Origin of the sequence: Streptomyces shenzhenensis (genome assembly GCF_021462265.1) — a bacterium.
Lineage (GTDB): Bacteria > Actinomycetota > Actinomycetes > Streptomycetales > Streptomycetaceae > Streptomyces > Streptomyces shenzhenensis.
Genome location: NZ_JAJONF010000006.1, coordinates 196,153 through 222,159 on the forward strand (window position 1 = coordinate 196,153; position 26,007 = coordinate 222,159).

The window sequence follows — 26,007 nt, forward strand, 5'->3', positions numbered from 1 at the left end:
CGGGCACTGCTCCAGCGATGCTAGGGGCCCTTGAGTGAACGGCGATCACACAAAGCACAAACTTCACCTACAGAGTCTTCACTCTCATCGCGCCCCAGCCGTGACAATCGGTCACACCTGTCACGGCATGGGGTGGATCTTATGAGGAAAATGTGAAGAGCGTGCACTCAGCCGATAAATGGCATGTTTCAAGACAACGAGCAACACCGCCCCGTAAGGGGCGCCCCTCAGCCGCCGAGTGCCGCCTTCAGCCGTTCCGGGTCGGTGGTCGGGGCGTCGCAGGTGAAGTTGCGGCACACGTACGCGGCCGCCTTCCCGCCGACGAGCGGCCGCCCCGCCAGCAACGGGAAGCCGTCGCCGTCCGGAGTTCCCGTCGCCACGACCGCACCGGGTGCGGTGCCCAGAAGTGCCGTGCGGTGCAGTGCGGCCACGCCGGCGTCCCCGGCGTCCGGTCCGACGACCGCGACCTCGCGCGGCCCGTCGAGCAGCGCCTCGGCGACGGCGAGGCCCCATCCGATGGAGCGCGGCACGCGCGGTCCGAGGGTCCCGACGATCCCCAACGCCCGTTCCGCGGCGGTGCGATGGGGTTCGGAGCCGGTGTGGGCCGCATAGCCGAGCAGGGCGCCGGCCGCGGCGGTCCAGCCGGAGGGGGTGGCGTTGTCGGTCGGGTCCTGCGGCCTGCGGATGAGCCGCTCGGCGTCGGCGGCGGTGTCGTAGAGGGCACCGGACTCCGGGCTGTCCTGGTCGGTGAAGCGGTCCAGGACATGGCCGAGGAGGAGCCCGGCGAACTCCAGCCAGACACCCTCACCGGTCACGGAGGCGAGCGCGAGGAAGCCCTCGGCGACATCGCCGTAGTCCTCCAGCACGCCCGCGTTGGCGCCGGCCCGGCCGTCCCGGCTGGTACGGGCGAGGCGCGCGTGGTCGTCGAGATGGAGCCGCACGAGGAGATCGGCGGCGCCGACGGCGGCGTCGACCAGGTCGGGGCGGTCGAAGTAGGCGCCGGTCTCGGCGAGCGCGGCGACGGCGAGGCCGTTCCAGGCGGCGACGACCTTGTCGTCACGGCCCGGAGCCGGGCGATCGGCCCGTGCGGCGAGCAGGCGGCGCTTGACCGAGGCGATCCGCTCGGCGTCGAACACGCCTTCCTGCTGCGGGAGCTGCAGCACGGACTGGCCCTCCTCGAAGGTGCCGTCCTCGGTGACGCCGAAGTACTGGGCGGCCAGGTCCGCGTCCTCGCCCAGGACCTCGCGGAACTGGGCGGGCGTCCACACGTAGTACGCGCCCTCCACGTGCCGGCCGCTCCCGTCGTCGCTGTCGGCGTCGAGCGCGGAGGCGAACCCGCCGTCGCCGGTGCGCAGTTCACGGACCATGAAGTCGGCCGTCTCCAGGGCGACCCGGCGGGCCAGCTCGGAGCCCGTGGCCCGCCACAGGTGCGCGTACACCCGGCAGAGCAGGGCGTTGTCGTAGAGCATCTTCTCGAAGTGCGGGACGGTCCAGTCGCGGTCGACGGAGTAGCGGGCGAAGCCGCCGCCGAGCTGGTCGTAGAGGCCGCCGCGGGCCATCCGCTCACAGGTGTCCACGGCCATCTGCAGGGCGCCCTCGGCACCGGTGCGGGCGTGGTGGCGCAGCAGGAACTCGATGACCATGGACGGCGGGAACTTGGGGGCGCCGCCGAATCCGCCGCGCTGCGGGTCGTACTCGCGGGTGAGCCCGAGCAGCGCCTGCGCGAGCTCCTGCTCGCCGGGCGGCCGGCCGCCCTGGTGCCCGAGCTCCCGCTGGGCGAGGTCGCGGACGATCTTCCCGGCGACCTCGGCGACCTCGTCGCGCCGGTCGGCCCAGGCGGCCCGGACGCCCTCCAGGACCTGCCGGAAGGAGGGCATGCCGTGGCGCGGGGCGGGCGGGAAGTAGGTGCCGAAGTAGAAGGGTTCGGCGTCGGAGGTGAGGAAGACGGTCATCGGCCAGCCGCCCTGTCCGGTGGCGGCCTGTACGGCCTCCATGTAGACGGCGTCCACGTCCGGCCGCTCCTCGCGGTCGACCTTGATGCTGACGAAGTGCTCGTTGAGGAAGTCGGCGGTGGCCTCGTCCTCGAAGGACTCGTGGGCCATGACATGGCACCAGTGGCAGGAGCTGTACCCGACGCTCAGCAGGACGGGCTTGTTCGCGGTCCGCGCCGCCTCGAAGGCTTCGGCCGACCACGGCCACCAGTCGACGGGGTTGTCGGCGTGCTGGAGGAGGTACGGGGACGTCTCATGGGCCAGTCGGTTCACCCTCCCACTCTCCCACGGGGTCGGGAGCCGCGTAGAAGCGCAGATTCACCCGGCGCGCCCCCTCGGGTACGGCGTCGTCGGGGTGGCCGTAGCGGTCGACGAGCCCGTTGTAGGCGCGGACGAAGTCGTGCAGGTCGCTCTTGGTCATCCAGGTGCCGGTGCGCTGGACCTGGGCCCAGCCCTGTGGGCCCCGGTACTCCTCGTGGGCGCGGCGGAAGAGCCTGGTGTCGACCTCGATCTTCAGGAGGGCGAGGTGCTCGGCCGCCGCGTACTCCTCCGTGGTCATCGTGGCCGGGTCGGGTGCGGTGTGGCTGAAGGGCAGGCTCCGCCACCAGCGCTCGCGGCCGCCCGACTTCTCGGGGATCTCCTCGATCAGCTTCTGCTCGGCGAGTTTTCGCAGGTGGTAGCTGGTGGTGCCGGAACTCTCGCCGAGTTCGCGGGCGAGCACCGTGGAGTTGGCCTCGCCGTGCCGGCCGAGGTAGTCGAGGATCCGGCGGCGCAGGGGATTGCCCAGGGACTTGTAGAGGGCGGTGCGCTCCAGGCTGGTCAGCTCGGCGGGTGCGGCGGGCGTCTCGGCGGAGGTGGCGGGCTCGGGGGCTCCGGCCGTGCGGGGCGTGCCGTCGGTCATGCGGCCACCGTAGCCCTGAGAACCCTGAGACATCCCTGACCTTCCCCCGATGTCCGCCGAATTTCCTTTGCAGAATTTTCTCTGCGTTCTAGCGTGAAGGCAATGGGACGGGAGCCGGCCGATTCACAGGTTCCCCATCCACGGTTCCGGAACAAGGCGAGGGGGAAAACGTGTTGGACCGGTTAACGGCGAGTCGGACCCGAAGGACGAAGCGGATGAGGCGGCTGAAGCGGTGGGCACTGATCCTCCTCGGATCGTCCTCCGTGCTGCTCGTGCCGTGGATGGTGGTGCTGGCGCTGACGCTGCCCACCAGTACCGAGGTGCACAACTGGTCGCTGGCCTGGATCGGGCTGGACGTCCTGATGGCGGCGGGCTGCGCGGCGACGGCGGTGCTCGGCCTGCGGGGTGACGCCCGGGCCCGCCTCACCGCGTCCGCGACGGCCTCGGTCGCGGTCCTGGACGCCTGGTTCGACATAACGACGTCGCCGATGGGCGCGGCCCTGCTGGAAGCGCTGGCGAGCGCCGTGGCGGAGGCGGGTCTGGCGGCGGCCTGCGTGTACCTGGCCCTGTCCAAGGGGTGGGGCCGGATGACCGCCCAGCCCGGCCGAGCCGTCCGGTAGCCGGGATCGCCCGGTGGCCAGGACCGCCACGGAACCCTCACCGATCGCCTGATCGTCGCCCCCTCGCCATCCCGACCCTTCACAAGGACACTTGTACACAACGGAGTTGCCGCTGGAGGGGGACGGGACATGCGGGACGCCCATCGGGCGGAAGCCGATCGGCTGCTGGTGCGGGCCGTGGAGGAGGAGGTCCGCCGTTCGGGCGGCCGTGTCGACAGACAGGTGCTGCTGTCCCGTGCGCGCGACGGGCTGGAGGAGATGGAGCGGACGGCCGCCGAGGAGTACGCGGCCTACACCCACGCCCTCGACGAGACGGAGGCGGGCCGCCCGAGCTTCGGCCGCCGCTACGCCAAGGAGGGCGCCGGAACCCCCCTGCTGGTCGCGGCCGTCGCGGCGGTCGCCGCCACTGTCGCCGACCTCTCCCTGGGCACCGGGGCGGCCACGGCGCTCGGCGCGGGCGTGGCCGTCGGGGCGGCCGGGGCGGCCGCCACGGTCGTCAAGGTCGCCGGTTCCCATCTGCCCGCCGCGCATCACCACGCCGGCGCGGCCGGTCAGCCCGGCGGTCCGGAGCAGTTGCGGCTGCAGTGGCTGACCGCGCTGGAGGTGCGGGGCATCCGGCCGTTCCTCGATCAGCAGCGGGTGCTCAGCGCCTCCACGGGACCGAAGAAGCAGGGCCCCGGGCTGCGCGGCGCGGACAAGAGCGCGGCGGCCCGCAGGCGCACGGTGCTGGAGCAGTCGTTCGGTCAGCTGCCCACCCCTGACGGCCCGTTCGCCGGACGACAGCAGGAGCTGGCGCGGATCCGGCAGTGGGCGCAGGCGGCCCGGGCGGCCACCGAGACCCGGCCGACGGTCGTGGTCCTGCACGGGGAGCCCGGCTCCGGCCGTACCGCCCTCGCGGTCCGGGCCACCCACGAGCTGCGGGACCTCTTCCGCGGTGCGGTCGTCGTGGATCTGCGCGGCGACGCCCAGGACGAGCCTCCGCTGACCACCCGCGACGCCCTGCTGCATCTGCTCAACCGGCTGGGCGCGCCCCGCGAGCAGCTGCTGTTCCGTGAGCGTTCCTCCGCCGACCAGCAGGTCAAGCGGCTGAGCGAGCTGTACCACCAGCACCTGACGGGTCTGCCGGTGACGATCGTGCTGGACGACGCCTCGGATCCGGAGCAGGTGCGCACCCTAGTACCGGAGCGCTCCGACAGCCTGGTCCTGGTCACCGCCCGCGACCAGCTCGACCTTCCCGCCGACCTGCCGGCCTGGGTGCACCGGCTGCCGGTCACCGCGCTGGACGCGGCGGGCGCGGAGGAACTGCTGGACGCCGCTGCCGAGGACGCGTCGGGGCCGTACGACGCGCAGTCCGCGGACCGGATCAGGGAGTTGTGCGGCGGGCTGCCGCTGGCGCTGCGAGTGGCGGGATCGTCGCTGGGCTCGCGTTCACCGCTCCAGCTGGCCACCGACCTGGGCGTGTACGGTCCGGTCGGGCCGGTGGAGCGGGTGCTGTGGCTGCGCTACACCGACCAGTCGGAGACCGGGCGCCGCATGCTGAGAAGGCTCGCGCTGGCGGGCCGGGCCTCGATGGGCGCGGCGGCCGCGGCGGCCCTGCTGGGCGCGGACGAGGCCGAGGCGACCCGCCACCTGGCCACGCTCGCCCGGGCCGGCCTGATCGACCACGTCCGCGGCAGCCGCTACCGCCTGCACGGCCTGGTCCGCTCCTTCGCCCAGGCCCGTCTCCTGGACGAGGAGACCCCGGCCGACCGCACGGCGGCGCAGGAGCGGCTGATCGTGAACTACGCGGAGCTCGCCGACTCCGTGCTGCGCCTGGTCGACGGCAACATGTCGACCCGTTCGGACCGGTTCGGGCCGCACGGCTTCACCTCCCTCGACGAGGCGCTGCGCTGGCTGGACGACGAGTCGAGCTTCATCACGGCGGCCCTGCGGCACGCGGAGGGGGTGGACCAGACGGCCGTGCAGAATCTGCTGGGCGCACTGTGCGACTACTGCCTGCTGCGCGGCGACCTCTACCGGCTCGGTGAGATCAGCGAGCTGGCGCAGGCCGTCGACCAGGGCCTGCTGGTCCGCTCTGTGCAGTGGCGCACCGGTATCGCGGCCCGCCAGCTGGGCGAGCTGGACAAGGCCCGCACCACCCTCGCCTCCGTCGTCGACCTGTACATGGAGGCACATCACGACGCCGGCGCGGCCCGCGCGCTGTGCTCACTCGGGATCACCCTGCACCACCAGGGCAACCTCACCGAGGCGGCGGCCAGGCTGCAGGAGGCCCTGGACCTCCAGGCGGCCCCCGAACTGGCCACCGACCGGGCGTGGACGATGCACGCCCTGGCGGCGGTGCAGCGCGACCGCGCCCGGCTGCCGGAGGCCCTCGACCTGCTCACCGGCTCGCTCGTCCTGCACCGGGAGGGCGGTTCGGTGCACGGCGAGGCCTGGGCGCACTTCCAGCTCGGCCAGCTGGCGCTGCGCATGGGCGACGTACCGCGAGCGGAGCGTGAGCTGCGGGCCGCGCTGGACCGCTACGGCCGTACCCAGGACGCCCGTGGCGAGGCCTGGGCGCTGACCCAGCTGGCGCGGGCCCGGCTGGTGGACGGCGACGCGTCCCCCGCGGTCGACGGACTGCGCGCGGCGGCGGCCCGGCACCGGGAGAACGAGGACGCGCGCGGCGAGGCCTGGACGGTGTACTACCTCGGGCAGGCCCTGGAGGAGGCCGGCACCCTGGACCAGGCGGTCCGCGAGCTGGAGCGCTCGCGCACGATGTTCTCCCGGATGCGGGACGTCTACGGACTGGCCTGTGCCCGCCACCACTCGGCCCGGGTCACCCGCGACCAGCGGGCGGCCCAGACCGGCTCGCTGCGCAACTCCGGCTTCGCCCGCCAGCTCCTGGTCGACGCCCGCGCCGACTTCCAGCGCATCGGCGTGGTCCACGGCGAGGCCTGGACCTGCCTGGAGCTGGCCGTCGTCGACGCCGGCAACACCCGCACCCAGCAGGCCCTGGCCCTGTGCGACGAGGCGGTCACCCTGTTCACGTCCTACGGCGACCGGCGCGGCGAGGACTGGGCCCGCTTCCTGCGCTGCACCCTGCTCCCCTATGCCGCGCCCGGCGGCGTGGAGGTGGGCACCGCTGTCGCCCAGGAGGACCTGGCCCAGCTCGCCCGCGGCATCCACCCGCTGCGCGACGAGAAGCTGACCGAGTACGTCACCGCGTACGGCCTGCTCCTGGAGCGCGGGGTGCAGCTGGAGTCGGGCTGGCAGGCCTGGCGTCTGGGCATGGTGCCCAGCCGGCACTCCCGCGAGGTGATGGGAGTGCCGGTACCGGCCAGGGCGTGACGCCGGTCAGCTCTTGGGTTCGGCGGCCGGCGCCTTGGAGTCCGCCCCGCTCGGGGCGGACTCCTTGAAGTCGACCTTCTGCATGTGCTTGCTCATGGACTTCATCAGGCCCCAGACCGCCACGGCCATCACCGCGAAGACGATGAAGCCGAGGACTCCGGGGGTGACCTTGTTCTCGTCGACCTCCTTGGCGAGGGGGACGAGGTGCGTCAGTGCCAGGCTTGCGCTCATGTCAGGCATTGTCGCGGATGCCCGCAAAGAGGTCGTCCTCGGGGAGGGATGTATCGACGAATGACTTCGCGAGCTCGTACTCCTCGGTGGGCCAGACCTCCTTCTGGAGGTCCATCGGCACCTTGAACCAGCCGCCGTCCGGGTCGATCTGCGTGGCGTGCGCGATCAGCGCCTTGTCACGGATCTCGTAGAAGTCCGCGCACGGCACGTGCGTGGTCAGGGTGCGCTCGGCGCGCTCGAACTCGCTCCACCGCTTCAGCCAGTCCCCGTACGGTGACTCCAGGCCGCGCTCCAGCATGGCGTTGTGCAGCGCCTCGGTGCGCGGGCGGTTGAAGCCCTGGTTGTAGTACAGCTTCTGCGGCTGGAAGACCGGCCCGAACTCGGCCTCGGGGTACTTCTCGGCGTCCGCCGCGCCCTCGAACGCCACCATCGAGATCTTGTGGGTCATGATGTGGTCGGGGTGCGGGTAGCCGCCGTTCTCGTCGTAGGTGGTGATCACCTGCGGGCGGAAGGCGCGGATCCTGCGCACCAGCTCACCGGCCGCCTTGTCGACGTCCTCCAGGGCGAAGCAGCCCTCGGGCAGCGGCGGCAGCGGGTCGCCCTCGGGCAGACCGGAGTCGACGAAGCCGAGCCACTCCTGCTTGACGCCGAGGATCTCGCGGGCCTCGTCCATCTCCCTCTTGCGTACCTCGTGGATGTGTTCCTCGATGTACTTGTCGCCCTGCAGTTTGGGATTGAGGATGGAGCCGCGCTCCCCGCCCGTGCAGGTCACGACCAGCACGTCCACCCCCTCGGACACGTACTTCGCCATGGTCGCCGCGCCCTTGCTCGACTCGTCGTCGGGGTGGGCGTGCACGGCCATCAGTCGCAACTGGTCAGTCAAGACTCAATCCTTGGTAAGTCGGCGCCCCGGTAGCCCGGGGGTGGTTTGAAGGAATTGTCCCGCAGGGACGTCGTTGAGGGGTGGTGGTCGGGCGGCGGGCGGGAGGCTTCTATAGTGACCGAATCGGGGGGCGAATAATTCCGGGATCCGGTTCCTCACGGGTCTCGGGGCGGTTCCTGCCAGGAGGACGATCATGAGTACCGCGAGCACGCGGCTGCCGGAGGGCCGTTACGGCGGCGCCTCGGACGAGCGCGCCGACCGCAAGCTCAAGGTCGCCGGCGCGCTGCTGGGGGCGCTGCTGCTCGTCCTGGTCGGCTACTGGGCCTACCACTACGTGGTGCAGAACAAGATCAGCGCCCAGGTCATCACCTTCGACGCCTCGGACAACGCGGTCAAGGCGCATCTGGAGGTCCACAAGGACGCCGGCGCCTCCGGCTACTGCACGCTGCGTTCCCAGGCGGCGGACGGCTCCGAGGTGGGCCGGGCGGACTTCCGCTTCACCGGTTCCGCGACCGAGATCGACAGGGTGGTCACGCTCCGTACGACAGCCCGGGGCACCACGGCGGAGCTGCTCGGCTGCCACGCCGACTGACATCAGCCGGAATACGTAGGCACTGACCTGCGTTGACGTGATTCTGATGGCTTATGTCCTCCCCCTTCCGGCGTTGAATTGTTAGGCTCGTGGTTTCGCCCTTCTGTGAAGGAACATGCTTCTGGGTAGGGCGATGCTTTGTATTCCCAGTACCGACGAGGAGCACCTGTGACCCAGACCAGCGAGAACGTCACCTGGCTGACCCAGGAGGCGTACAACCAGCTCAAGGCCGAGCTGGAGTACCTGTCTGGTCCTGCGCGCACGGATATCGCCGCCAAGATCGCGGCCGCGCGCGAGGAGGGGGACCTGCGCGAGAACGGCGGGTACCACGCGGCCAAGGAGGAGCAGGGCAAGCAGGAGCTCCGTGTGCGCCAGCTGACCCAGCTTCTGGAGAACGCCAAGGTCGGTGAGGCCCCGGCGTCCGCCGACGGCGCCGTCGCGCCCGGCATGGTCGTCACCATCGCCTTCGACGGCGACGAGGACGACACCATGACCTTCCTTCTGGCCTCGCGCGAATACGCCAGCGCCGACGTCGAGACCTACTCCCCGCAGTCCCCCCTGGGCACGGGTGTGATCGGCCACAAGGTGGGCGAGGACGCGGAGTACGAGCTGCCGAACGGCAAGAAGGCCTCGGTGAGGATCCTGAAGGCCGAGCCCTACTCGGGCTGACCCGAACAGACTCCTGCCCCCGGCGTCCGCAGGGCGCCGGGGGTCTTTGTCTGCGGTGATCCGGGGCGAGCGGTCGAGTGGATCAGCGCGGCTCGCGGCAGGGCCTGCTCCGGCGCACGACCGACGACAGGGGTCCGTCAGCCGGCCGCCCGGCGGTACTTGCGGACCGCGAGGGTGCGGAAAGCCAGGATGATCACGACCGACCAGATCAGCGAGGCCCAGACGGGGTGCTGCATGGGCCAGGCGTCGGACGCGTTGAAGCCCGGCGGAAGGTTGCCGAACAGCTCGCGGCACGCTTGCACGGTGGCGCTGAAGGGGTTCCACTCCGCGATGTGGCGCAGGAAGGCCGGCAGGTGGTTGGCGTCCACGAAGGCGTTCGAGATGAACGTCAGCGGGAACAGCCAGATCAGGCCGCCCGAGGTCGCCGCTTCGGGCGTGCGCACGGACAGTCCGATGAGTGCGCCGATCCACGAGAACGCGTAGCCGAGCAGCAGGAGCAGGCCGAAGCCGGCGAGGACCTTGCCGAAGTTCTCGTGCGTGCGCCAGCCGACTATCACGGCGACGACCGCCAGGACGACGAGCGTGAGCGCCGTCTGGACCAGGTCGGCGAGGGTGCGTCCGGTCAGGACCGCGCCGCGTGCCATGGGCAGGGAGCGGAAGCGGTCGATGAGGCCCTTGTGCATGTCGTCGGCGATGCCGGCGCCGGCGCCCGCCGTGGCGAAGGTGACGGTCTGCGCGAAGATGCCGGCCATCAGGAACTCGCGGTAGGCCTGGGTGGAGCTGGACGAGCCGACCTGGATCGAGCCGCCGAACACGTAGGTGAACAGCACCACGAACATGATCGGCTGAATCAGCCCGAAGATCAGCATCTCGGGAATCCGGCCCATGCGGATCAGGTTTCTGCGGGCCACGACCATGGAGTCGTTCACGGCGCTCACTTCACGGTCTCCTTGCGGCTGTCCTTGCGGGTGGTCTTCTTGTTCCCCTGCTCGCCGGCGCCCTCGGTCTTCTCCTCGGCCACGTGTCCGGTCAGGGACAGGAAGACGTCGTCGAGGGTGGGGCGGCGCAGGGCTATGTCGTCGATCTCGATGCCCCGGGAGTCCAGCTCGCGGATGACCTCGGCGAGCAGCTTGGCACCGCCGGTGACGGGCACGGTGAGCTTGCGGGTGTGCTCCTCGACGGTGGTGTCGCCCTTGCCGAAGCCGCCGAGGACCTCGGCGGCGGTCCGGATGTGCTCGCGCTCGTGCACCACGACCTCGACGCGCTCGCCGCCGGTGCGGGCCTTGAGTTCGTCGGAGGTGCCCTGGGCGATGACCTTGCCGTGGTCGACGACCGCGATGTCGTGGGCGAGGTGGTCGGCCTCCTCCAGGTACTGGGTGGTGAGCAGCAGCGTCGTACCGCCGGAGACCAGTTGCTGGATGACCTCCCACAGCTGCTGGCGGTTGCGGGGGTCGAGGCCGGTGGTCGGCTCGTCCATGAACATCACCGGCGGGGAGACGACGAGCGCGGCGGCCAGGTCGAGGCGGCGGCGCATGCCGCCGGAGTAGGTCTTGGCGGGGCGGTCGGCGGCGTCGGTGAGGTGGAACTGCTCCAGCAGCTCGACCGCTCGGGCCTTGGCCTGCCTGGCCCGCATCTGGTAGAGCTGGCCGACCATCTGGAGGTTCTCCCGGCCGGTGAGGTACTCGTCGACCGCCGCGAACTGTCCGGACAGGCCGATGGAGCGGCGTACGGCGTCCGGCTGCTTGAGCACGTCCAGGCCCGCCACGACCGCCTTGCCGCTGTCGGGGCGGAGCAGGGTCGTCAGGCAGCGGACGGCCGTCGTCTTGCCCGCGCCGTTCGGCCCGAGCAGGCCGAGGACCGTGCCTTCGGGAACGTCGAGGTCGACGCCGTCCAAAGCCCTTACGTCACCGAAGGTCTTGACCAGACCTTCGGCGTAGATGGCGCCTGGCATAGGGATCCTCACGTCGTCGGGGATGCTGCGAAAAAGGCTAGGGATCCGGCCCTCGGTCCGCCTGTGGTTTTCGCCGGCGCGACGGCGGCGGCGGCGAGGGGCAGCGGTGGCCACGCGACCCACCATAACGCGATGTATCGCGTCCGTCGACGCATTTTCCCGAACGAGTGAGGGGAAGCCGCCCGGCCCGGCCGCTTCCCGCCGGGACGGCCGCCGCGCTCAGTCGACGACCGTGTAACCGGCCTCGCGCAGGGAGTGGCCGACCTCCGCGCAGTGCGCGGGACCCTTGGTCTCCAGGTGGAGTTCGACCTCCGCCTCGGTGAGCCCGAGCCGGGGGTCGGTCCGGATGTGGCTCACGTCGAGAACGTTGGCGTCGACCGCCGAGAGCACCCCGAGCAGGGTGGCGAGGGCGCCCGGCCGGTCGGTCAGCCGCAGCCGTACGGCCAGGTAGCGGCCCTGCGCGGCCATGCCGTGCCGCAGCACCCGCTGCATCAGCACCGGGTCGACGTTCCCGCCGGACAGTACGGCGACGACCGGTCCGGCGAAGGCGCCGGGCTCGGCCAGCAGTGCCGCGACCGGACTGGCCCCGGCCGGTTCCACGACCATCTTGGCCCGCTCCAGGCACAGCAGCAGGGCGGCGGACAGCTGGTCCTCGCTGACCGTGCGGACCTCGTCGACCAGCTCCTCGATGATCGCGAACGGCACGTCACCGGGCCGTCCGACCCTGATGCCGTCGGCCATCGTCGCCGGGTTCGCCACCGTGACCGGGTGCCCGGCCGCCAGCGAGGGCGGATACGCGGCCGCGCCCGCCGCCTGGACACCGACGATCCGCACGTCCGGCCTGACCGCCTTCACCGCGACCGCGATCCCGGCCGCCAGCCCGCCGCCGCCCACGCCGACGACGATCGTGCCGACCTCGGGGCACTGGTCCAGGATCTCCAGCCCGACCGTGCCCTGACCGGCGATGACGTCCGGGTGGTCGAAGGGGTGGATGAACACCGCGCCCGTCCGCGCCGCGTACTCCTGGGCGGCGGCCAGCGTCTCGTCCACCACCTGACCGTGCAGCCGCACCTCCGCGCCGTACTCCCGGGTGGCGCTGATCTTGGGCAGCGGGGCGCCGTCGGGCATGAACACCGTCGAGTGCACGCCCAGCAGCGACGAGGCCAGCGCCACCCCCTGCGCATGGTTGCCGGCGCTCGCGGCCACGACCCCGGCGGCGCGCTCCTCCGGGAGCAGCCCGGCGATCCGGACGTAGGCACCGCGCAGCTTGAACGAACCGGTCCGCTGGAGGTTCTCGCACTTGAGGTGCACAGGCGAGCCGGCCAGCTGGGACAGATGCCTGCTGCCCTCCATCGCGGTCACCCGCGCCACGCCCGCGAGCGTCTTCTGGGCGCCGCGCACGTCGTCGAGGGTGACGTGACGAAAGGAGTCAGCCGTGCTGTAGCTCATGACTCAAGTCTCGCAGTTCACAGGCCGAAGGCGCGGGTGTGACCAACCTCCGAGACCGGTTTGCACAGCGCCGGTACGGCTCGCCCCCTGTCCGCGTACTCTGTCCCCCACCACAGCACTCTTCATGAAGTGAGCCCCCGGCCATGCCCACAACACCTGGAATGTCGATGGACATGACGACCGTCGGTGACAGCGGTCTCCTCGACACGCTGCAGCACGAGGTGGCGGTGTTCGCCCGCCGTGCCGAACAGACCCGGCTCGGCGGCGTCGGCCAGGTGCGCAACTCCATGGACCGCGCCGCCTACCTGCTGCTGAACCGCCTCGACAAGGAAGGCCCCATGGGGGTCAAGGCGCTCGCCGCGAGCATGGGGATCGACTCTTCCACGGTCACCCGGCAGGTGGCTCCGCTGGTCGACACCGGGCTCGTCAAGCGCACCTCGCACCCCGAGGACGGCCGGGCCGTGGTGCTCCAGCTGTCCCCGCGCGGGCTGTCGCGGCTGGAGGAAGTGCGGTCGTCGCGGCGCCAGTTGATGGCGGAGCTGACGCAGGACTGGGAGCCGGCGGAACGCGAGACGTTCTGCGCGCTGCTCACCCGCTTCAACTGCGCGCTGTCCGCGCGGATGGCGCCGCCGGCCACGGACACCTCGCCGGCCACCTGAGGCTCCGGGCACGGAACTCCCCCGGCCGCCTGCACGCCCGCACGCCCGCACGCCCGGGGCACGAACTCCCCGAGGCCGCCCGCACGTCCCGGATACGCACACCCCCCAGGCCTCCCGCACGTCCCGGGCACGGACTTCCCCCCGAGCCTCCCGCACGCCCCGAGGCCGCCCGGACATCCGGCACGCGCGTGTGCCGCGCGGCTCTTGACCGTGGGCCCGCCCCTGGCCTCATATGAGACCGGACCCCGCCGTACCCGTGTCGGGGGTCCCACGGTCGGGGAGGCACGGTGCGCGATCGGCAGGCGCTGCGGGACGCCCGCCGGGCCCGGGAGTTCGAGGCGTTCGTCGCGGGCGCGGCAGGGCGGCTGCTGCATGCCGCCACCCTGCTGACCGCCGAGGCTCCGGACGCCAACCCCCGTGCGCGACGGCTGCTGGCCCTCGCGCTCGCGCACACGTACGCGTACTGGGACCGGCTGCGCGGCGAGGACCCGTACGACCGGGCCCGCCAGCACCTCGCCCTGCGCTTCGCGAACTCCGCCTGGCACCAGTACGGCGGCCCGTTCAGCCGCACGCGTCCGCACCCGCGCAGCCCCCTCGCCGGGCTCACCCCCCGGGAGCGTCTGATCCTGGTGCTGCGGCTGTTCGAGGGGGTCGCCGAGGAACAGACGGCGGCGCTGCTCGGGATGCCCGCGGAGCGCGTGCACGCCCTGTGCGACCGGGCGACGGCGACCCTGCTGCATCCGCCGCGGACGACGGTGACCGCGCTGCTGGGGGCGAAGGTGGCTCCGTCGTGAACCGTCTCGAACGCGAGGCCGCCGCCCGGCGGATCATGGAACGGACGCCGCCTCCGGTCCCGCCCGACCTCTACGGCGAGGTCCTGCGCCGGGGCGGCCGCATGCTGCGGCGCAGACAGCGGGCCCGCCGCCTGCTGTGGCTGCTGCTGTGCGCGGCGGCGGTGGCGTTCGCGGTCTGGGCGGCGACGGTGCATCCGTGGGTGGAGCCGCCGTCCACGACGACTCCGCCCATCGTCGGCTGGTGAACGATCAGCCGAGGGCCTGCTGAAGGTCTTCCAGCAGGTCCTCGACGTTCTCGATGCCCACGGACAGGCGCACCAGGTCGGCGGGCACCTCCAGGGCGGAACCGGCCGCCGAGGCGTGCGTCATCCGCCCCGGGTGCTCGATCAGGGACTCGACGCCGCCGAGGGACTCGCCGAGCGTGAACACCTTGGCGCGGTCACAGACCTCGACGGCCGCCTCCTCGCCGCCCGTGACCTGGAAGGACACCATGCCGCCGAACGCCTTCATCTGCTTGGCGGCGGTCTCGTGCCCCGGGTGCTCGGGCAGGCCGGGGTACAGCACCCGCGTCACGCGCGCGTGCCGGCTCAGCATGTCGGCGATCCTGGTGGCGTTCTCGCTGTGCCGGTCCATGCGCACCGCGAGCGTCTTGGTGCCGCGCAGCACCAGCCACGAGTCGAACGGCCCGGCGACCGCGCCCATCGCGTTCTGGTGGTAGGCCAGCTCCTCGCCGAGCGTCTGGTCCGACACGATCAGCGCGCCGCCGACCACGTCCGAGTGACCGCCCATGTACTTCGTCAGCGAGTGCACGACGACGTCCGCGCCGAGCGAGAGCGGCTGCTGGAGGTAGGGCGTGGCGAAGGTGTTGTCGACGACGAGCCGGGCGCCCGCGTCGTGGGCGACCTGGGCGACGGCGGCGATGTCGGTGATGCCGAGCAGCGGGTTGGAGGGGGTCTCCACCCAGACCGCCTTGGTCCGCGGGGTGATCGCGGCCCGCACGGCGGACGGGTCGCTGGTGTCGGCGACGGACCACTCCACGCCCCACCGTGAGACGACCTTCGCGAACAGCCGGAACGTGCCGCCGTAGGCGTCGTTCGGGATGACCACGTGGTCACCGGGGCTGAGCAGGGTGCGCAGCAGGGTGTCCTCGGCCGCCAGCCCGGACGCGAAGGCGAGCCCGCGCCGCCCGCCCTCCAGGGCGGCGAGGTTCTCCTCCAGCGCGGTCCTGGTGGGGTTGGCGCTGCGGCTGTACTCGTAGCCGCCGCGCAGGCCGCCGACGCCGTCCTGCTTGTAGGTCGAGACCTGGTAGATCGGCGGTACGACCGCACCGGTGAGGGGGTCCGCCGTGTTGCCCGCGTGGATGGCGAGCGTCTCGAAGTGCTGACTGATGTGCCTGTCGCTCATGGTTGACGAGACTAGTGCTCCGACGGCCCCGGCGCGTCGTCCACAGCAGAGGCCTTCGGTTGTCCACAGGTCAGGGGACCGGTTGGCCAATTGTCGGCGCCGTCTGGTTCGCTTGACGCATGGCGATTCTCTGGGCCCTGATGGCGGCGCTCCTGCTGAGCTTCGCGCTGCTCCCCGTTCTGCGGCGGCGGCGCGGGATGATCGAGCGGGTCCACCCGAGCCACCCGGACGCCGCCGACCCGGCGGACTACGGTTTCGTGCGCGAGGAGGACCTGGACATCCGCATGCCCGGCCCCGACCAGGACCTGCTGGACGTACTGGACGTCGTGCAGCGCACCCAGGACTACCGCGCGGCCTCGCAGCTGCTCGCGGGCACGGAGATCGCGGGCGAGCTGCGCTGGCAGCGCGTGCAGGCCTTCGCCGGCGCGGCGGCACTGGAGCTCCAGGAGCGGCCGGGCGGGGTCAGCGAGACGCCGGGCGGGCAGTGGCTGCGGGTCTGGCGGGCCGAGCAGCCCAAGGACGCCGGCGGTGCGGCCGTGCACGCGGAGTTCCTGGTCCAGCAGGCGTGGCGGACGTCGACGCCCGGCACCGACGACTTCCGGATCATCATGGAGGAGGCCAGGGACGCCTGCGGGCAGGCGGCGCTGCTCTCCCCCGGGGACCCGGTGCCGTACATCATCGAGCTGTCGGTGGCGCGCGGGCTGAACTACTCGCAGCCGGAGTTCGAGCAGCTGTGGCTGAAGATCCTGGACCGCGCGCCCGCGCACATGGGGGCGCACCTGGCGGCGCTGCACTACTGGTGCGAGAAGTGGCACGGCTCGCGCGAGCTGGCGTACTCCTTCGCCGAGGCCGCCGCCGCCCGTGCCCCGCGTGGCTCGCTGCTGGCCGCGATGCCACTGTTCGCGGTCTTCGAGCACCTTCCCGAGGTCAACCTGGTGGCGAGCTTCTACCAGAGCGAGGTCGTCACCAAGGCCGTCCACGGTGCCCTGCACGCGGTGCACTCGGCCCGCGAGGACGACCCGATGCTCGCGCACGTCCGGCATCTGCTGGTCTTCTTCCTGGTGCGCTCGGAGCGCTGGGCGGAGGCCATGGCCGAGCTGATACACGTCGACGGGCATGTGGGGGCCCTGCCCTGGACGCTGTCGGCGAACCCGGCCGCCGAGTTCGCCCTCTACCGCGCGCTGGCGGTGGCGGGCTACGAGGCGAACGGGGGCAGCCCGGCGACGCTGCACAGCTGAGGGGCCGGCAAGAAGACACGCGCGTGTCGGCTGCGGGCCGGTGGGGGCCGGCCGCGCGGTTCCGCAGGCCCCTTCGGGCGCGGCACACCGAGGGCGCCTGACCGGCTCCGCATCCCCCACGTTCCCGTTCGTTCTCCGTGTCGTTTCCGGTTCCCCGTTCCCGGGGACCTGTGGGGGGATCTGCCCGATGGGCGCAACTCTGCGGGCGCTGCGCGCCCTTGTCCTGCTCTGTGGTTTCTATCTGCTGGGCCTCGTCCTGCTGGCGGTGGCGGCCGTCGTCGACGTGGCGGCGGTGGAGTGGGCGCCCGACGCCTTCGCCGGAAAGATCGTGATCGTCTCCCTGCTGCTGGCGGTCCCGGTCGTCAGGGGCATGTTCATGCTGCGGACCCCCAAGGGCGAGGCTCCGCCCGGCCTCCCGGTCACGGCGGCCGACGAGCCCCGGCTGTGGGCTCTGCTGCGGGAGCTCGCGGCGGCCACGGGCACCCGCGCGCCGGACGCCGTCGTGCTCACCGGGGACGTCAACGCGGCGGTCAGCGAGGAGCCCCGGTTGCTCGGCCTGCGCCCCGGACCCCGCCGCCTCTACCTGGGTGTGCCGTTGCTGACCGGGCTGACCGAGGCCCGGTTGAAGGCCGTACTCGCCCATGAGTACGGCCATTTCACCGGCGGAGACACCCGGCTGTCGGCGCTCGCCGTGCGCGGCCGGGTGCAGATCGGGCGGACCGTGGGGCACTTCCACGCGCGGGCCGACAGCACGGCGGCGGCCGAGCGCGCCCGGCAGGAGAAGGCCGCCGCCAGACGGACCGCGAAGGGCAAGCGGGCCAAGGAGATCGACACCGTCGGCGCCGGGATCACGTACCGGCTGATGGCGACGGTCTACACGGCGTACGCGAAGCTCTACATGCGGGCCACGCTGACGACGGCCCGCGCGCAGGAGTACGCCGCCGACCTGACCGCCGCGCGGGTCGCCGGCCGGGACGCGACCGCCTCGGCGCTCCGCGAGCTCCAGCTCCTCTCCGCCGCTCACGGCTTCTACCTCGACTCGTACGCGACGCTGGGCCTCGCGGCCCGGCGGCTGCCGCCGCGCGGTCAGTACTTCGGCGGTTTCGGGCGGATGCTGACGGCACGCGAGGCGGAGCTGGCGGGACTGCGGGAGGAGCTGCCGACGGAGCCGGCGTCGCCGTACGGCTCGCATCCGCCGATCTCCGACCGGGTGCGGCGGATCGAGGCACTGCCCGCCGACGGGCGCGGCACGCAGGACACCGGCCCGGCCCTCGCGCTGCTCGCCGACCCGGGCCGGACCCTGGCGGCGCTGGAGGACGCGGCGCTGACCGACGACGTACGGCAGTTCGAGCGCGCCGGGGACTGGGAGCAGTTGCTGAGCTCGTCGATGGCGGTGGGGCTGGCCTCGCTCGACACCCCGCTGCACCGGGCGATCGCCCTGCACACCGGGGACCGGCCGACGCTGTCCGCGCTGCTCAGCGTGATCGACGACGGCCGGCTGTGGCAGCTGGCGCGGCGGCTGCCGCTGTCCGAGCAGGCGGCGACGGCACCGGATCCGGCGTTCCGGGAGTCCGTACGGCCGGTGCTGCGGGACTCGCTGCGGAGCATGGTGCTGGCCGAGTTCAGCGCGCAGTCCCTGCTGAACTGGGAGTTCTCCTGGTCGCGGCCGGCGGCGGTACGGCTGCCCGGTTCCGCGTCCGACCTCGACGGCGAGGCGGGCACGGAGGGCGCGTTCCACGCCGCGGTGGCCGCCGCGCTGGCCGACCACCCCGACACCGGCCCGCTGCGAGCCCTGCTGCCACCGAGCCCGCAGCCGGCCTGACCCGCCCGCCGACGCGAACGGGATCCGGGGCCGTCCCCTGGCCGGGCCTCAGCCGCCCGGGGCGGCCGGCTCGGAATCGGCGTCGGGTGCATCGAGCACCGCGCCGCCGTTCCCGTGCTGTTGAGCGGGCGGAGGCGTCCGCCCCCGCCCGCCGGGCGGTCAGGGTGCGTCGATGAGGCCGTACTTCGGGACGGTCACCGTACGGGCCCCCGGCGTGCCGCCGAGGACGACCTTGCGGTACGTGACGTTGTTGGTCTTGCTCTGCTCCTTGAGCCGGTTGTCGGGGTTGGCGATGACCTGGATGTAGTAGGTCCCGTTCGGCAGATTCGTGACGTCGAAGGACTGACCGGGCCGGTACTGGCTGTAGGTGTCGCCGTTTCCGACGTCGAGCACCTCGCGCACCGAGACGGCGGTCTCCTCACCGCAGGCGGTGGCGAGGTCGGTGTTGTACGGGTGCCAGTTGGCGTTCTTCACGGTGTAGTCGATGGCGTCGGTGTTGGCCAGGCAGAACGCCTCCTTGCCACTGCGGACGATCTCCTTCTTGTCCGCGCCGAGCAGCCGGTAGCTGGCGAAGTCGCTGAAGTGCCAGTGCTGGTGGCCCTCCCGCGGGTCCCACTCCATGGTGCCGGTGGGCGTGTACCCGATCTGCTTGCCCTTGCTGTCGTAGAAGTACTGGTACGCGTCCATCTTCTCCGCGCCGGGCTTACGGAACCCGTCCACGACCAGCGGCGACGGGCCGCCGTTCCAGACGGTGGCGCTGAAGGCGAGGTAGTCCTTGCCCGGGGCGGCTCCCTCGCCGCCGCCGTCGGTGATCGCGATGCCGTACGCGGGGAGGGCACGCAGGTCGGGCTTGGGCGCGTCGGCGGGGACGGCCGCCCTGCCGGCCGGGCGGGTGGCGGCCGGCTTCGGGCTCTTCGACACGTTCTTCTGCCCGCGCCTGAGACCGGTGAGCCCTTGGCCCCCGCCAGAGGTCTGCTCGCGGACCGTCACCTTGATGGTCTGGGTTTTGTCCGCCATGCCGAACAGGGTGCGGTACTTCTTCGCCACCGACACCTTCGCGGTGTAGACGCCGGCCGGCAGGTCGATCGGGTTGCTGTCACGGAAGCCCTGGGACGTGGCAGCCGCCCAGCCCTTGTCGACCCCCCACACCCCGCCGAGCGTGAACGGGTTGTCCGAGCAGCCGTCGGGGTACTTCGAGGTGGCCGCGGCGTCCGGCCGGATCCGGCCCGCCCGGTTGTTGGGGCAGAACGACTGCGTGGTGTCGGCCACCTTCGCGCCCGACGCGTCGCTGATGGCGACGTTCAGGAAGCCCGGCAGCCCCGAGAAGTCCGTCACCAGGCCCTTCGGCAGGGTCTTGGTCAGCGTCCGGCCACCGGAGCGGATCACCTGCGACGCGACGACGGGGTCGTTGTAGGACTTGCGCGTCACCCGCAGTTCGAGTGGTCCCCCGTCGACCGTGATGTAGGTGCCGAGGTCCAGGTAGACCCCCGGCTCCCCGTCCCATCGGTCGACTGTCACCGAGGGGGACGCGGCGATCAGCGCGAGCTTCGGCGTACCCGCCTGGGTCGCCGCCCCGGCGCCCGGGGCGGCGAGAGTACCGGTGGCGACGGCGGTCAGGGCGACAGCGGCAGTGATCGCCGAGCGCCGTACGGCATTGGGGTGGTGTCTGGTCATGGGTGCTCTTTCTGCGTCTGGTCGGGACGAGCAGTGCACGTCGTACAGGCACGCGAAGAGGTGCCTGTGTGTCATCTGTGAACAGGGTGAGAAGGCGGCTCAGGTTGCCTGGCAAACAGAAGTCGCCCTGGATTTCGGCTTTTTGGCCCTCTGTCAGCCCCGTCATCGACGGCCGCTCCTCCTCGGCCGCGCCGGAGAGAACCACGGAGACCGGCGCGGGCCCCGGCCTGTGGGTGACGCGGCGGCACAGGCCAGCCGCATCGGCGTGGCCCCGGCAGAAGGCCGATCAGGTGGCGGCCGGACGCTCGTCCAGGCGCGCGGTGGCGTCGGCCGGAGCGGCTGGTGCCGGACCACGCGTCCGGTGCTCGGTCACCGTGGCCGGGGCGGTCACGCGGGGTCGACCGGGTTCGCCACAAAAAGTCGCATAGGGGACAATGGGAATTCCGCGCCCGTGAGGTGGTGGCGATGCCCGCTTGGCATCTGCGTGACTATCACGACGACGATCTCGACCAGGCCGTTCAGATCTGGGACCAGAGCCGCCAGGCCGACGAGCACCGGGTGTTCCCGGTCTCCGAGGTGATGGCCGCGGCGAAGACCGGTCAGACGGCGGTGGTCGCGGTGGTCGGTGACCAGTTGGTGGGCATGGCCGTGGCCCAGGCTCACGACAAGCGGGGATGGATCCTGCTGGTGGCGCTCGCCTCACGATGGCGGGAGCGCGGGATCGGCAGCGCGCTCCTCACCGAGCTGGAACGGCGGCTGCGGGCACTGGGCGTACGCCACGTCAGCGCCCTGCTGCCGCCCGGCGCCGCCGGGGCGAAGGCGCTGGAGAACTCCGGCTACCACTCCCGCGCCGACCTGACCTACTACGAGAAGCTGGAACCGCCCGGAGCCGCCAACGCCGACGTCCTCGCCGCGCTGGGCGGACGTCTGCTGCCCGAGGGGCTCTGGGACGCCATGGCCGGCATGGAGCGGGAGAAGGAGATCGTCGAACGCCGTGTCGTACTGCCGCTGACCGAGCCGGCGCTGGCGGACCGCTACGGCGTCGCCCCGCCCAAGTCGATCATCCTGTTCGGCCCGCCCGGCACCGGAAAGACCAGTTTCGCCAAGGCGGTGGCCTCGCGGCTCGGCTGGCCGTTCGTGGAGCTCTTCCCCTCCCGGCTCGCGGCCGACACGAACGAGGGACTGGCCGTGGCGCTGCGGGAGGCCTTCGCGGACTTGGCGGAACTGGACTCCGTGCTGCTCTTCATCGACGAGGTCGAGGAGATCGCCGGTGTGCGCTCCGGGAAGGCGGTCGACCCCGGGCACGGGGTGACCAACGAACTGCTCAAGCTCATCCCCGTCTTCCGCGAGCACGACGCGCGGCTGCTGGCCTGCGCCACCAACTCGGTGCGCTCCCTGGACGCGGCGTTCCTGCGACCGGGCCGGTTCGACTACGTCATCCCCATCGGCCCGCCGGACCCCACCGCCCGCGCGGCGATCTGGGCCCGCTATCTCAGGGCCCCGGCCGACTCGGTGGATCTCGGCCAACTGGTCGAGGCCAGCGAGCTGTTCACGCCCGCCGACATCGAGTTCGCCGCCCGCAAGGGCGCCCAGGCGGCGTTCGAATACGAGGTCACGCACCGCCAGGGGCGAGCGGCCACCACCGAGGACTACATGACCGCCATCGGTGACACCCGGCCGACCCTCACCCCGCACACGATCGAGGAGTTCACCGAGGACATCGACAAGTACAGCCGGCTCTGACCTGTGCCGGCCGGCCATGGGACGACGTGAAGCCACGGGCGGGGAGACGGCCACGGTGGCACCCCGCAGCCCCTCGTTCAGGTCCTCGTCGCACGTGACCGCCGGCGGCGTTCTCAGCCGGGCGCCGCGCCGGCGGCGCTACGCTGGCGTGTCATGCGGGAGACGCGCCTCGACACCGCCCGGATCCGGGCGGCTCGCCGGATGATCGACCCGGTCTTTCTGGACACTCCGCTGTACCGCTGCGAGGCGCTGGAACCCGTCCTCGGGTGCGCGGTGAGCATCAAGCTCGAAACGGCGAATCCGGTCCGCAGCTTCAAGGCGCGCGGCACCGAGGTGGTCGCGAGCCTGCTCGCCGAGCACGGGTCGCCGGCCGTGGTGTGCGCGAGTTCGGGCAACCTCGGCCAGGCCCTCGCCTGGTCCGGTCGCCGCCGCGGACTCGACGTGACCATCGTGGCCTCCCGCTTCGCGACCGCGGCCAAGCTCGACCGTATCCGCGCGCTGGGGGCCACGCTGGAACTCGTGGACGGCGACCACGAGACGGCTCGTGACCGGGCGGCGGCCATCGCGCACCGCGACGGCATCCGGCTGGTCGAGGACAGCCTGGACATCGAGACCTGCGAGGGCGCGGCGACCATCGGCCTGGAACTGGTGGACGCCGCGCCCTCTTTCGACGCCGTTCTGGTCGCTCTCGGCGGTGGGGCGCTGGCCACCGGTGTGGGGCATGTGGTGAAGGAGTCGGCGCCCGATGCCGAGGTGATCTGCGTCCAGCCGCTGGGCGCACCGGCGATGGCGCATTCGTGGCGCGAGCGGCGCGTCGTCACCACCGGCCCGGTCGACACCATCGCCGACGCCGTGGCCGGCCGGCGTCCCATCCCGGCCGTCCTGGACGACCTCCTCCTGGTCGCCGACGACGCCGTCCTGGTGCGGGAGGCGTCGATCGTCACCGGCATGCGGATGCTCCTCGACCACGCCGGCCTCGTCGTCGAACCGTCGGCCGCACTCGGTCTCGCGGCGATCCTCGAAGACCGCGAACGCTTCGCCGGCCGGCACGTGGTCACCATCGTGTGCGGCAGCAACGTCGACGTGGACACCTACCATCGGTGGGTCGGTGCGGCCTTCGCAGACGAGAGCCGGCGCTGTCGCGACGACTAGGCGCAGAGCTCGTCGCCCCGGGGGGTGTCGTTCACAGGGCCGGACGCTGCTTCCGGACAGCCTGCATGAGGTCCTCCATGGCGGAGCGGGTCCGGTGGCCGTCCCGGTCGTCGATCGCTTCGAGGGCGGCGGCCGCGGCCTCGCGGATCTGGTGGGGGAGGCCGTCGGCGGCGGTCAGGCGGTAGGCGGCCTTGCGGCGCGCCACGCGCTCGGCCGCGTCCACCGCGTCGGGGCCGGACAGCGGGAAGACGGCGGCCCTGTATGCCGATATCCCGAGCACCATCATGTCCGCGACGGCGTCGGCGTATCCGAGCGCGGCGGCCTTGCCCTGGCCCTCCTGGACGGCCGTCATGATCCGGCGGCGGGACAGGACGGTGCCGACCGCACCGCCGCCCGCCAGGGAAAGGGCACAGGTGACGGCCAGGAACGGGCCGTCCCACGCGTAGCCGGTGAATCCTCCGAGGACCGCCAGCGCGACCGTCCAGGCGGCCGCTGTCCGGGCGCTGATCTGCTCGGGTGTGGTGTCCATGACGACAGTGTCCCAAGCGGGCACCGCCGGGACCCGCGCCGGGTCGGCCCACGGCCCAGTGTCACGAAACCACCGCCCAGTCGCCGAGCCACAGCCCGTCCCGGAACCACTGCCCGTCCCGGAACCACAGCCCGTCCCGGAACCACGGCCCGTCCCAGAGCGACGCCCCAGTCACGAAGCCACCGCCCGTTTCGGAGTCGTGGCCCGGTCGCGGAGCCGCGGCCGTGGGGCTCCGCCGTTCGCCGGGCCGTCTCGCGGTCAGCCCTCCGCGCGTGCGGGCAGCTTCCAGCCCGGGCGGGGGAAGTGGCAGGTGTAGCCGTCCGGGTAGCGCTCCAGGTAGTCCTGGTGCTCCGGCTCCGCCTCCCAGAAGGGGCCGACCGGCTCCACCTCGGTGACCACCTTGCCCGGCCACAGCCCCGAGGCGTCCACGTCCGCGATGGTGTCCTCGGCGATCCGCTTCTGCTCGTCGTCCACGTAGTAGATCGCCGACCGGTAGCTGAGGCCGATGTCGTTGCCCTGGCGGTTCCTGGTGCTCGGGTCGTGGATCTGGAAGAAGAACTCCAGGAGCGCGCGGTAGTCGGTCTTCTCGGGGTCGAAAAGGATCTCGATGGCCTCCGCGTGCGTGCCGTGGTTACGGTACGTCGCGTTCGGCACGTCTCCCCCGGTGTAACCCACCCGGGTCGCCGTCACGCCCGGGAGCCGGCGGATCAGGTCCTGCATCCCCCAGAAACATCCGCCCGCCAGCACGGCCCGCTGCGTCTGCGCAGTCATCGCGGCCCCTCCAATACTCGTCGGCCCATACTCTCGGCCTGGTGACTCGGGCTTCTCGGCCCGCACACCGTCGTCTTCCGGTGCCACCCCCCTCAACGCGTGCGGACCCCTGGCGATTCCGCGCCCCGTGCCTGTTCAGCCGGGCACTGCCCGGATCAAGGGGCGGCTGCGGGTCCGGCTCTCCGGCGGACCTTCGGCTGACCTCCGACGGACCTTCGAAGGGGGCCCGGGAGCTCGTCCGGATGCCGCACGCGCGGGCCGTCGAGCGGCTCGCTGCGCCGCGGCCCGCGGCAGGTGCTCCAGCTCGGCCCGCGGCGCCCGCGGCAGGTGCTCCGACTCGGCGCCCGCGCGAAGCGCGCCGCCGGCCACCGACCGCCGGCCACCGACCGGAGACCCCGTACCGGACCATGCCCGCCGCCTTCCGGGCCGATATTCGGTTGCCGCGGCCCGCCCCCGCGGGCTCAATGGCGTGCATGGCCGACATCCATGGCTCTTACGACGAGTTGTTCACCGCCGTGCCCACCGCCCTGGCCGCGCTGCTCGACGACGGCGACGTGGGAGGTGCCGTGTCCGTCTTCGTCGACGGGGAGCCGGTGGTGGACGTGTGGGGCGGGTTCGCCGACGCCGGGCGGGAGCGGGCCTGGGAGCGGGACACGATCGTCAACGTGTTCTCCGTGACCAAGACGATGACCGCGCTGTGCGCGCTCGTCCTGATCGACCGGGGCCGGCTGGACCCGGACGCGCCGGTCGCCCGGTACTGGCCCGAGTTCGCCGCGGCCGGCAAGCGGAACGTGCTGGTACGGCATCTGCTGTCGCACACCGCCGGCCTGCCCGACTGGGAGGGGCCGGTCGAAGAGCTGTACGACTGGGGGACCGCCACCACCCGGCTCGCCGGGCAGGCCCCGCGGTGGGAGCCGGGGACCGCGGCCGGATACCACTCGCTCACCCAGGGTTTTCTGGTCGGTGAGGTGCTGCGCCGGATCACCGGGCGGAGTGTGGGCGAGTTCTTCGCCGCGGAGGTGGCCGGGCCGCTGGGCGCGGACTTCCACATCGGCCTCGGCCCCGAGGACGACCGGCGGGTGGCGCCGGCCGTGCCGCCGCCCGGCAAGGACGAGGATTACACGGCCGGCGCGTCGGGCCGGGACGCGGCCCCCACCCGTGCGACCGCCCTCCGGGTCCGGGACGGCAACAGCCTCGCCTGGCGCCGCGCGCAGATCCCCGCCGCGAGCGGCTACGGCAACGCCCGCTCGGTCGCCCTCGTCCAGTCCCTGCTGGCCTGCGGCGGGACCGTCGGCGGGGTACGGGTGCTGTCCCCCGAGGGGTGTGAGCGGGCACGGCAGGTGCAGTTCGAGGGCGAGGACCGCGTCCTCGGCATGCCGGCCCGCTACGGCCTCGGCTACGGCCTCTTCGGCAGCGCCCTCGGCTGGGGCGGCTGGGGCGGCGCGCTCGTCTGGGTCGACCCCGACGAGCGGCTGGCGATGGCGTACGTGACGAACCAGATGCGCGAGCCGGCCGCCGACAACCGGGGCATCGAGCTGGTCATGGCCGCCCAGGACGGCATCAAGGGACTGCGGGCCTGAGCGGCCCGGAGACCGAGGAGAAGG

Annotated in this window: 23 protein-coding genes; 12 read left to right on the forward strand and 11 right to left on the reverse strand. The window is 72.2% G+C overall.

Annotation, left to right across the window (positions count from 1 at the left end; translation table 11 throughout):
- Positions 1-227: 227 nt before the first annotated feature.
- Together LQ326_RS11160 and LQ326_RS11165 are read right to left on the reverse strand one after the other, a co-directional pair.
- Positions 228-2,264, reverse strand: coding sequence for a thioredoxin domain-containing protein (locus LQ326_RS11160; protein ID WP_234535200.1), 2,037 nt, complete (start codon positions 2,262-2,264; stop codon positions 228-230).
- Positions 2,245-2,892 carry an ArsR/SmtB family transcription factor gene (locus tag LQ326_RS11165; protein WP_234535202.1) on the reverse strand — a complete coding sequence of 216 codons (648 nt, stop codon included), beginning with the start codon at positions 2,890-2,892 and terminating at the stop codon, positions 2,245-2,247. The genes LQ326_RS11160 and LQ326_RS11165 overlap by 20 nt, the downstream gene beginning before the upstream one ends.
- Before the next feature lie 215 nt (positions 2,893-3,107).
- Between LQ326_RS11165 and LQ326_RS11170 the strand changes: the two genes are divergently transcribed.
- Together LQ326_RS11170 and LQ326_RS11175 are read left to right on the forward strand one after the other, a co-directional pair.
- On the forward strand, positions 3,108-3,512 hold the full coding sequence (locus tag LQ326_RS11170) for a hypothetical protein (protein WP_234535204.1): 405 nt from the start codon (positions 3,108-3,110) through the stop codon (positions 3,510-3,512).
- A gap of 129 nt (positions 3,513-3,641) precedes the next feature.
- Positions 3,642-6,842 (forward strand): tetratricopeptide repeat protein, encoded by a 3,201-nt coding sequence (locus LQ326_RS11175; protein WP_234535206.1) that lies wholly within the window; start codon positions 3,642-3,644, stop codon positions 6,840-6,842.
- 6 nt (positions 6,843-6,848) lie between these two features.
- On the opposite strand, the gene LQ326_RS11180 is transcribed toward LQ326_RS11175, so the two are convergent.
- Together LQ326_RS11180 and mca are read right to left on the reverse strand one after the other, a co-directional pair.
- Entirely contained in the window at positions 6,849-7,082 is a 234-nt protein-coding gene (locus LQ326_RS11180; protein ID WP_234535209.1) for a hypothetical protein, read from the reverse strand.
- The gene (mca, locus tag LQ326_RS11185; protein ID WP_234535211.1) at positions 7,075-7,956 is read right to left on the reverse strand and encodes a mycothiol conjugate amidase Mca; all 882 of its coding nucleotides are present in this window, start codon (positions 7,954-7,956) and stop codon (positions 7,075-7,077) included. Before mca ends, LQ326_RS11180 begins: the two co-directional genes overlap by 8 nt.
- A gap of 193 nt (positions 7,957-8,149) precedes the next feature.
- On the opposite strand from mca, the gene LQ326_RS11190 reads away from it, so the two are divergent.
- The gene (locus LQ326_RS11190) at positions 8,150-8,548 is read left to right on the forward strand and encodes a DUF4307 domain-containing protein (protein ID WP_234535213.1); all 399 of its coding nucleotides are present in this window, start codon (positions 8,150-8,152) and stop codon (positions 8,546-8,548) included.
- A 168-nt stretch (positions 8,549-8,716) separates the two neighbouring features.
- A complete protein-coding gene (gene greA, locus LQ326_RS11195) occupies positions 8,717-9,217 on the forward strand; it encodes a transcription elongation factor GreA (protein WP_234535214.1) in 501 nt (166 codons plus the stop codon).
- 137 nt (positions 9,218-9,354) lie between these two features.
- Here greA and LQ326_RS11200 read toward each other — a convergent pair whose 3' ends face one another.
- The 3 genes from LQ326_RS11200 to ilvA form a co-directional block, all read right to left on the reverse strand.
- Entirely contained in the window at positions 9,355-10,134 is a 780-nt protein-coding gene (locus tag LQ326_RS11200; RefSeq protein WP_220213926.1) for an ABC transporter permease, read from the reverse strand.
- Positions 10,135-10,151: 17 nt separating this feature from the next.
- Positions 10,152-11,168, reverse strand: a complete 1,017-nt coding sequence (locus LQ326_RS11205) for an ATP-binding cassette domain-containing protein (protein WP_234535216.1) — start codon at positions 11,166-11,168, stop codon at positions 10,152-10,154.
- A 219-nt stretch (positions 11,169-11,387) separates the two neighbouring features.
- Complete coding sequence (gene ilvA / locus LQ326_RS11210; protein ID WP_234535218.1) at positions 11,388-12,617, reverse strand: threonine ammonia-lyase; 1,230 nt, start codon at positions 12,615-12,617, stop codon at positions 11,388-11,390.
- Between the two features lie 161 nt (positions 12,618-12,778).
- Between ilvA and LQ326_RS11215 the strand changes: the two genes are divergently transcribed.
- The 3 genes from LQ326_RS11215 to LQ326_RS11225 all read left to right on the forward strand — a co-directional run bounded on the left by LQ326_RS11215 (position 12,779) and on the right by LQ326_RS11225 (position 14,315).
- A complete protein-coding gene (locus LQ326_RS11215; protein WP_234535483.1) occupies positions 12,779-13,276 on the forward strand; it encodes a MarR family winged helix-turn-helix transcriptional regulator in 498 nt (165 codons plus the stop codon).
- Positions 13,277-13,563: 287 nt separating this feature from the next.
- Positions 13,564-14,070: a sigma factor-like helix-turn-helix DNA-binding protein gene (locus LQ326_RS11220; protein ID WP_234535220.1), complete on the forward strand. Its 507-nt coding sequence runs from the start codon at positions 13,564-13,566 to the stop codon at positions 14,068-14,070.
- Positions 14,067-14,315 (forward strand): hypothetical protein, encoded by a 249-nt coding sequence (locus LQ326_RS11225; RefSeq protein WP_234535222.1) that lies wholly within the window; start codon positions 14,067-14,069, stop codon positions 14,313-14,315. The genes LQ326_RS11220 and LQ326_RS11225 overlap by 4 nt, the downstream gene beginning before the upstream one ends.
- 4 nt (positions 14,316-14,319) lie before the next feature.
- Here the strand turns inward: LQ326_RS11225 and LQ326_RS11230 are convergent, their stop codons facing one another.
- The gene (locus LQ326_RS11230) at positions 14,320-15,474 is read right to left on the reverse strand and encodes a cystathionine gamma-synthase (protein ID WP_234535224.1); all 1,155 of its coding nucleotides are present in this window, start codon (positions 15,472-15,474) and stop codon (positions 14,320-14,322) included.
- Positions 15,475-15,593: 119 nt separating this feature from the next.
- Here LQ326_RS11230 and LQ326_RS11235 point away from each other — a divergent pair, with 119 nt between their 5' ends.
- Complete coding sequence (locus LQ326_RS11235; RefSeq protein WP_234535226.1) at positions 15,594-16,712, forward strand: hypothetical protein; 1,119 nt, start codon at positions 15,594-15,596, stop codon at positions 16,710-16,712.
- 187 nt (positions 16,713-16,899) lie between these two features.
- Positions 16,900-18,534 carry a M48 family metalloprotease gene (locus LQ326_RS11240; protein WP_234535229.1) on the forward strand — a complete coding sequence of 545 codons (1,635 nt, stop codon included), beginning with the start codon at positions 16,900-16,902 and terminating at the stop codon, positions 18,532-18,534.
- Between the two features lie 159 nt (positions 18,535-18,693).
- Here LQ326_RS11240 and LQ326_RS11245 read toward each other — a convergent pair whose 3' ends face one another.
- Complete coding sequence (locus LQ326_RS11245; protein WP_234535231.1) at positions 18,694-20,208, reverse strand: lysyl oxidase family protein; 1,515 nt, start codon at positions 20,206-20,208, stop codon at positions 18,694-18,696.
- 456 nt (positions 20,209-20,664) lie between these two features.
- On the opposite strand from LQ326_RS11245, the gene LQ326_RS11250 reads away from it, so the two are divergent.
- Both LQ326_RS11250 and LQ326_RS11255 read left to right on the forward strand, forming a co-directional pair.
- Complete coding sequence (locus LQ326_RS11250) at positions 20,665-21,951, forward strand: ATP-binding protein (RefSeq protein WP_234535233.1); 1,287 nt, start codon at positions 20,665-20,667, stop codon at positions 21,949-21,951.
- Positions 21,952-22,104: 153 nt separating this feature from the next.
- Positions 22,105-23,103 (forward strand): threonine ammonia-lyase, encoded by a 999-nt coding sequence (locus LQ326_RS11255; protein WP_234535234.1) that lies wholly within the window; start codon positions 22,105-22,107, stop codon positions 23,101-23,103.
- A 31-nt stretch (positions 23,104-23,134) separates the two neighbouring features.
- On the opposite strand, the gene LQ326_RS11260 is transcribed toward LQ326_RS11255, so the two are convergent.
- Both LQ326_RS11260 and msrA read right to left on the reverse strand, forming a co-directional pair.
- Positions 23,135-23,632 (reverse strand): hypothetical protein, encoded by a 498-nt coding sequence (locus LQ326_RS11260; RefSeq protein WP_234535237.1) that lies wholly within the window; start codon positions 23,630-23,632, stop codon positions 23,135-23,137.
- Between the two features lie 258 nt (positions 23,633-23,890).
- Positions 23,891-24,403: a peptide-methionine (S)-S-oxide reductase MsrA gene (gene msrA, locus LQ326_RS11265; protein WP_234535239.1), complete on the reverse strand. Its 513-nt coding sequence runs from the start codon at positions 24,401-24,403 to the stop codon at positions 23,891-23,893.
- Positions 24,404-24,876: 473 nt separating this feature from the next.
- Between msrA and LQ326_RS11270 the strand changes: the two genes are divergently transcribed.
- Positions 24,877-25,983, forward strand: coding sequence for a serine hydrolase domain-containing protein (locus tag LQ326_RS11270; protein WP_234535241.1), 1,107 nt, complete (start codon positions 24,877-24,879; stop codon positions 25,981-25,983).
- Positions 25,984-26,007: the final 24 nt, after the last annotated feature.